The organism is Neorhizobium sp. BETTINA12A (genome assembly GCF_023006485.1).
In the GTDB taxonomy this organism is placed as follows: domain Bacteria; phylum Pseudomonadota; class Alphaproteobacteria; order Rhizobiales; family Rhizobiaceae; genus Neorhizobium.
The window spans coordinates 1-5309 of record NZ_JALBGW010000237.1; the positions used below are offsets into that span (position 1 = coordinate 1).

Genomic DNA, 5309 nt, shown 5'->3' on the forward strand with positions numbered 1-5309 from the left:
CGCCGCCCGCACCCGCGATCTGGCGGGTGCGGAGGATGCGCTGTCGGAAGCCTTCGCTTCGGCGCTTTCCGATTGGCCTCATGCAGGCATTCCGAAAAATCCCGAAGCCTGGCTGCTGACGGTCGCCCGCCGAAGGCAGCTCGATGCGATGAGGCGCGGGGGCACACGCGCCGCGGCTGCGGAGCATCTGAAACTGCTGTCCGACGAGCTTTCCGATCAGCAGCAGGCGGAAATCCCGGATGAGCGGCTGCGGCTGATGTTCGCCTGCGCCCATCCGGCGATCGACGCCCGGATGCGTGGGCCGCTGATCCTGCAGACCATCCTTGGCTTCGACGCGGCGACGATCGCCAGCACCTTCCTGGTCCCGCCGGCCACCATGGGGCAGCGGCTGGTCCGCGCCAAAACCAAGATCCGCGACGCCGGCATCGCCTTTCGCCTGCCCGAACGCGCCGACATGAGCGAACGGCTGGATGCGGTTTTGGAGGCGATCTATGCGGCCTTCACCGAAGGCTGGATCGACCCGGCCGCCGCCCCGTCCCGTCGCCGCGTTTTGGCGGAGGAGGCGAACTGGCTTGGCCGGCTGGTGGCCGTGATGCTGCCCGACGAGCCGGAAGCGCTCGGCCTGCTGGCACTGATGCTGCATCTTGAAGCCCGGCGCGGCGCGCGGCGGACCGAGGCCGGCGATTATGTAGCGCTCGACGAACAGGACCCGACCGCCTGGGACAGGACGCTGATCGACGAGGCCGAAGACATCCTGCTCACCGCCAGTCACCGCGGAAGGATTGGCCGCTATCAATTGGAAGCCGCCGTGCAATCGGCCCATGCAATCCGCCGTTTCGGCCGTCAGCCCGATTGGGCGATCCTCGAAACGCTTTACGACCATCTGGGGGCGTTGACCGGCTCGCCGGTCGTTGCCGTCAACCGCGCCGTGGTGATCGCCAGCGGCCGGAGCGTGGAGGAAGGGCTCGCGGTGCTCGATGCGGTCAACGGCGACCAGCGCCTTGCCGACTATCAGCCCTATTGGGCCGCCCGCGCCGACCTGCTCTCCCGCTGCGGCCGAAGACAAGAAGCCGACGCCGCCTATGCGCGCGCCATCGGTCTCGAAACGGACCCGGCGATCCGTAGGTTCCTGGCAGGTCGCCGGTCGGGACTCGCAGTTACGTCCTGAGCTGCGGCTGCGGAGGAACTCCTCCGCCTTGCCTTGAGATCAAAGTGCCCGACCGACCGCCCGGTCGTTTTCGAGGCGGGCGATGCAGCCGGCGAGCTTGGCCAGCAGAAGGTCGAAATCGATCGGCTTGGTCAGATAGTCCGCCGCCCCTGCCCGCAGTCCGGTCAACACATTGTCCTTGTCGGTCAAAGCCGAAAGCAGGATGAAGGGGATGTTGAAAAGCTCGGCGTGGTTCATCTGGATTTCTGCCAGGAGCTGGTGACCGTCCATGACGGGCATCGAAATGTCGCAGATGACGATGTCCGGCCAATAGGACAGGATGGCCTCCAGCCCCTCCTGCCCATTGGCGGCCTCCAGAGTTGCAAACCCGGCGTCCGTCAGTTCCTCAACGATGAGCTGACGGATATCCGCTTCGTCGTCGATGCATAGTACGGTAATCATCCTGCTATTCCCTAAGCTGCACGTTTGATGAGATTTGCGAGCGGTCCCTTGTTCGGGAGCGCCACCGTGAATGTTGTTCCCCGGCCGAGTACGCTCTCGACCGAAATCGAACCGCCATGCAGGTCGACGATCTGCTTGACGAGGTTGAGGCCGATGCCGGTACCGGCGATTCCGGTCGCGCTGCGGGCCCGGTAATAGGGCTGAAAAAGCTTCGGCAGGTCCTCGGCATCCATGCCGATGCCGGCATCCTGGATCGAAACATAGGACATGCCGTTCTTCGTCGAGGTCCGGATATGGATGTCCGGCGCGTGGGGGGCATATTTGACGGCATTCGAAAGAAGGTTGGTGAAGACCTGTTCGATCGTGGTGCGATCGGCAAGGATCGTCTGCGGCAGATGCGAAAGGTCCCGGTGAATCCTGTGGGATTTGCGAACGTCCATCTGCCGGGCGCAGCAGGATTCGATGATTTCCGCCAGCGAGAGGCGCTCCGGCTTCAGCGTCGTCTTGCCGGTCTCCAGCCGGCCCGCCGACAGGATGCTCTCCATCAGGTCGACCATGCGCAGCACGGCGGCGCGGATCTGGGCCGACTTCTCTTCCACATATTCGGGCTTCTGGGTTGTTTTCGTGCGCGACAGGCGCTGTGCCGCGGCATCGATGATGGCGAGCGGCGTGCGGAACTCATGGGAAGCCATGCTGACGAACTGACGCTGCAGGGCGTTCACATGCCGCTCTTGCGCCAAAAGCCTGTCGAGTTCCTCCCGCTGGCGCTCGATCTCCGCCGTCCGGAGCCTGACGCTCTCTTCGAGCTGGTCACGGTGGCGCATCAGTGCCAGGCGGCTCTCGGACAGGTCGAGGGTTGTCTTGCGCAGCCCGCGGCCGAGAAAGATCACCACGCCCAGGGCCACGACGATACCGGCAATGCCGACCGGAGCGATCTGCTCGATGAGCATCAGGCCCGGCCGGATGGGCTGCCAAGCCATATATCCAAGCGCCGATCCATCGGTGGCGATGACCGGAATGGCCGCGGTCGATTGGGCCGCATCGGTGGTAAAATGCAGCGTCTCGATCCGCGCGTAACGCGCGATTTTCTCGACCGCGCTGGCATCCAGAAACCTGACGGCAACCACGATGAATTCCTTGCCGGCATCCAGCGTCACCTCGTCGCTGCTCGGGACGATCGGTCTTGCACTGACGACAGCCGGCCGGCCGGCGATCGAAAGGATCTTCTCCGCGAAAATTTCGGCAAGCACCGGGGGATTGGAAACGCCGGGTGCGATCCGTTTGCGGAGCACCGCCCGGATGTCTTCCCGCAAGGCAGCCGCAGCCTTTTCATCGTCGAGAAAGGTCAGGGCCGCAATATCCTCGCCGTCCCGCATGGCGAAGGCCAGCTCGTCCCGCTCGTTGAATAGATACGTGCGGTCATGGCTGAAATATTTGTTCATCCATGTGCCGATATTCTCGGCAATCCATGGATGATCGTTCTTGGCAGCAAGCAGGACCGCGTCGTTCCACACGGTGACGCTTTCCAGTTCATGCTGTACCGTCTTCACCTGCTCGTCGAGGCCTTGTTCGACGTAACCCTGCTGTCGGGTCAAGGAGAGATCGTCTACCTTGACCGAGGCAAGCCACATGAACCCGGCGAGAAGCAGCGCTGTCAGGGCCGTCAGCAATGTCAGCACGATCGTGACGTGCGATGTGATACGGATGTTCTGCTGCATGGGCACCGCTTTCTCTCGGCCCATCATGCATCCAAAACATTACATTCCGCTAAATTTTAAATGCCAAGGTTGAACGGAGTATTTTCCATACAGCTGTGGGTGTGGCGTCAGGCGGTGGTGGTCGTCCCAGTGGTCGAACCGACGCTCCGGGCAAGAAACGCTCTCCCCTTCCCCGACTATAACCAGGAAGCTGGGTTTTTTGGCAAGCGGCCGTCGGGGTCGGTGACCGTGAGCTTCGGCTGGTCCTTGCCGTTCCAGCGCCAGAGGGCGACGCAGGTTCCGCCCGGCGACATGAAGGACGGATAGATAATGCCGTCGCAGCCGGCATCGAGCAACCTCTCTGCGAGGAGATGCGTCGATGGCCTCCGGCCGGCATCGAGATCGGCTCGCCATTCGCAGCGGTGGATGGTCTCGTCGACACCAAGACCGGACAGAACCTCAGGGCTGGTCAGATCGGCGAGCCGCGCGCCGTCGAGCCGAAGCTGGGCGATCAGGGCCGGATGCTGGACGAAACCTTGATTATACTCCGCCCAGGCCGTGGAAAGCTCGCGCGCGGCATAGATGGTCGCTGCGCCGACCGGGTTCCAGCGACCGCCGAAACGGGCAGCGCCGTCGCCGGAAAGCGGCGCGTGCGCCCAGCGCGGCACATAGGCACGCCAGAGAACGCCTGATTCCGGGGCCAATTCAGGCATAAACGCCGGAGCGCACCGCCTCCAGATAGGCGAGCACCTTGTCGGCCTTGCCTTCGCCGACGAGGTCGTAAGCCGTCTTGCCGGCCCAACCCGGGATAGGCTGGTGCTTGAACCAGATCGCCGCGCGGTTCTCGTCGACGGCCATCTCGCTCGCCATCGCCAGGATGCGCACGACCGGGGAGAGCGCCAGATCGACCTTGCGGGCGCCGCTTTTCGCCGTCAGCGTGTTGCGGGCGACACCGATCAGTTTCGCAAGTTCCGCCTGGGTCAGTCCGAGCAGATCGGACACCCGCCGCGCCGACAGAAGCGCGGATTGCTGTTCACGGAAAGCGGCGGCGCCGATTTCAAAAGCATGAGCCATGAGAATAGTCCTGATCCAGTTTTGATCATCTATTGCTCAATATGAGCGCAATTTCCGCGCATTTCAAGCGCTGCCGCTAATCGTCGTCTTCTTCCAGTTCGGGCTCGACGAAATCGTCGACCGGCAGCGTGCGGCTCAGCAGTCCGGCATCCTCCAGCATTTCCGTATCCGGCAGGTCGCGCAGGGTGTCGAAACCGAAGGCGGTGAGGAAGGCCGGCGTGGTGATATAGGTATAAGGCGCACCGGGCGTCGGGCTGCGCGGGCCGGAGGCGAGGAAACCGAGCTGCCGGAGCGTCGCGATCGTATCACGGCTCACCTCGCGCCCGAAAATCTTCGAAATTTCGGCGCGTGTCACCGGCTGGAAATAACCGATCGTCATCAGCACCAACGCCTGGTGATCGGTCAGATCCGCGGGCGGTGCGTTGGCAGTACCGGAAGCATGGATGACATCGGCAAATTCCGGCCGGGTGCGATGCTGCCAGCCGCCGGCGACCGCGACGAGTTCATAAGGCCGGCCGTTGAGTGACTCGCGGATCTCCTCGATGATCGCTTCGATATCGCAGTCCTCGCCGACGACGCGCTCCAGCGCCTTTCGGGTGACGGGCTCGGAGGAGGCAAAGATCACCGCCTCCACCCGCGCCGCCCATTGGCGATGGCGCTCCTCCTGCGTCAGGTGGAGAAGCTCCTTGTCGATGACGATTTGCCGCGCCCGCTTCGCCATGCTCAGAGCCCGTAGATGCGGAAGATGGGACGGCCGGAAAGCTCGCGCACCGCTTCCAACTGCTGCAGCCGCTCGAACAACCGGCGCGACGCAAAACGGGAAAGGTTCGGCGTTTGCAGCGAGCCCGACACGGCGTCATCGGAGAGCAGCAGGCGCAGCCCGTCTTCCGCCCCTTTTGCGCGCAGCTTTGGCGTGACGAAGGCAAGCC

7 protein-coding genes are annotated in these 5309 nt (G+C 63.6%); 1 reads left to right on the forward strand and 6 read right to left on the reverse strand.

Translation table 11 applies throughout. The annotated features are described in order from the left end of the window. The coding region (locus MOV61_RS28035; RefSeq protein ID WP_247138937.1) for an RNA polymerase sigma factor at window positions 1-1168 on the forward strand (1168 nt) is incomplete at its 5' end. 39 nt (window positions 1169-1207) lie between these two features. Here the strand turns inward: MOV61_RS28035 and MOV61_RS28040 are convergent. From MOV61_RS28040 to MOV61_RS28065, 6 genes are all read right to left on the reverse strand, one after another. Beyond that, window positions 1208-1609, reverse strand: a complete 402-nt coding sequence (locus tag MOV61_RS28040) for a response regulator (protein ID WP_040123958.1) — start codon at window positions 1607-1609, stop codon at window positions 1208-1210. Window positions 1610-1620: 11 nt separating this feature from the next. Beyond that, window positions 1621-3327, reverse strand: coding sequence for an ATP-binding protein (locus MOV61_RS28045; protein ID WP_247138938.1), 1707 nt, complete (start codon window positions 3325-3327; stop codon window positions 1621-1623). A gap of 176 nt (window positions 3328-3503) precedes the next feature. After that, window positions 3504-4019, reverse strand: coding sequence for an RES family NAD+ phosphorylase (locus tag MOV61_RS28050; protein ID WP_247138939.1), 516 nt, complete (start codon window positions 4017-4019; stop codon window positions 3504-3506). Beyond that, on the reverse strand, window positions 4012-4380 hold the full coding sequence (locus MOV61_RS28055; RefSeq protein ID WP_247138940.1) for an antitoxin Xre-like helix-turn-helix domain-containing protein: 369 nt from the start codon (window positions 4378-4380) through the stop codon (window positions 4012-4014). The genes MOV61_RS28050 and MOV61_RS28055 overlap by 8 nt, the downstream gene beginning before the upstream one ends. Before the next feature lie 76 nt (window positions 4381-4456). After that, entirely contained in the window at window positions 4457-5101 is a 645-nt protein-coding gene (locus tag MOV61_RS28060; RefSeq protein ID WP_247138941.1) for an SMC-Scp complex subunit ScpB, read from the reverse strand. Window positions 5102-5103: 2 nt separating this feature from the next. Continuing rightward, on the reverse strand, window positions 5104-5309 hold a 206-nt coding region (locus MOV61_RS28065; protein ID WP_247138943.1), incomplete at its 5' end, for a DUF1403 family protein.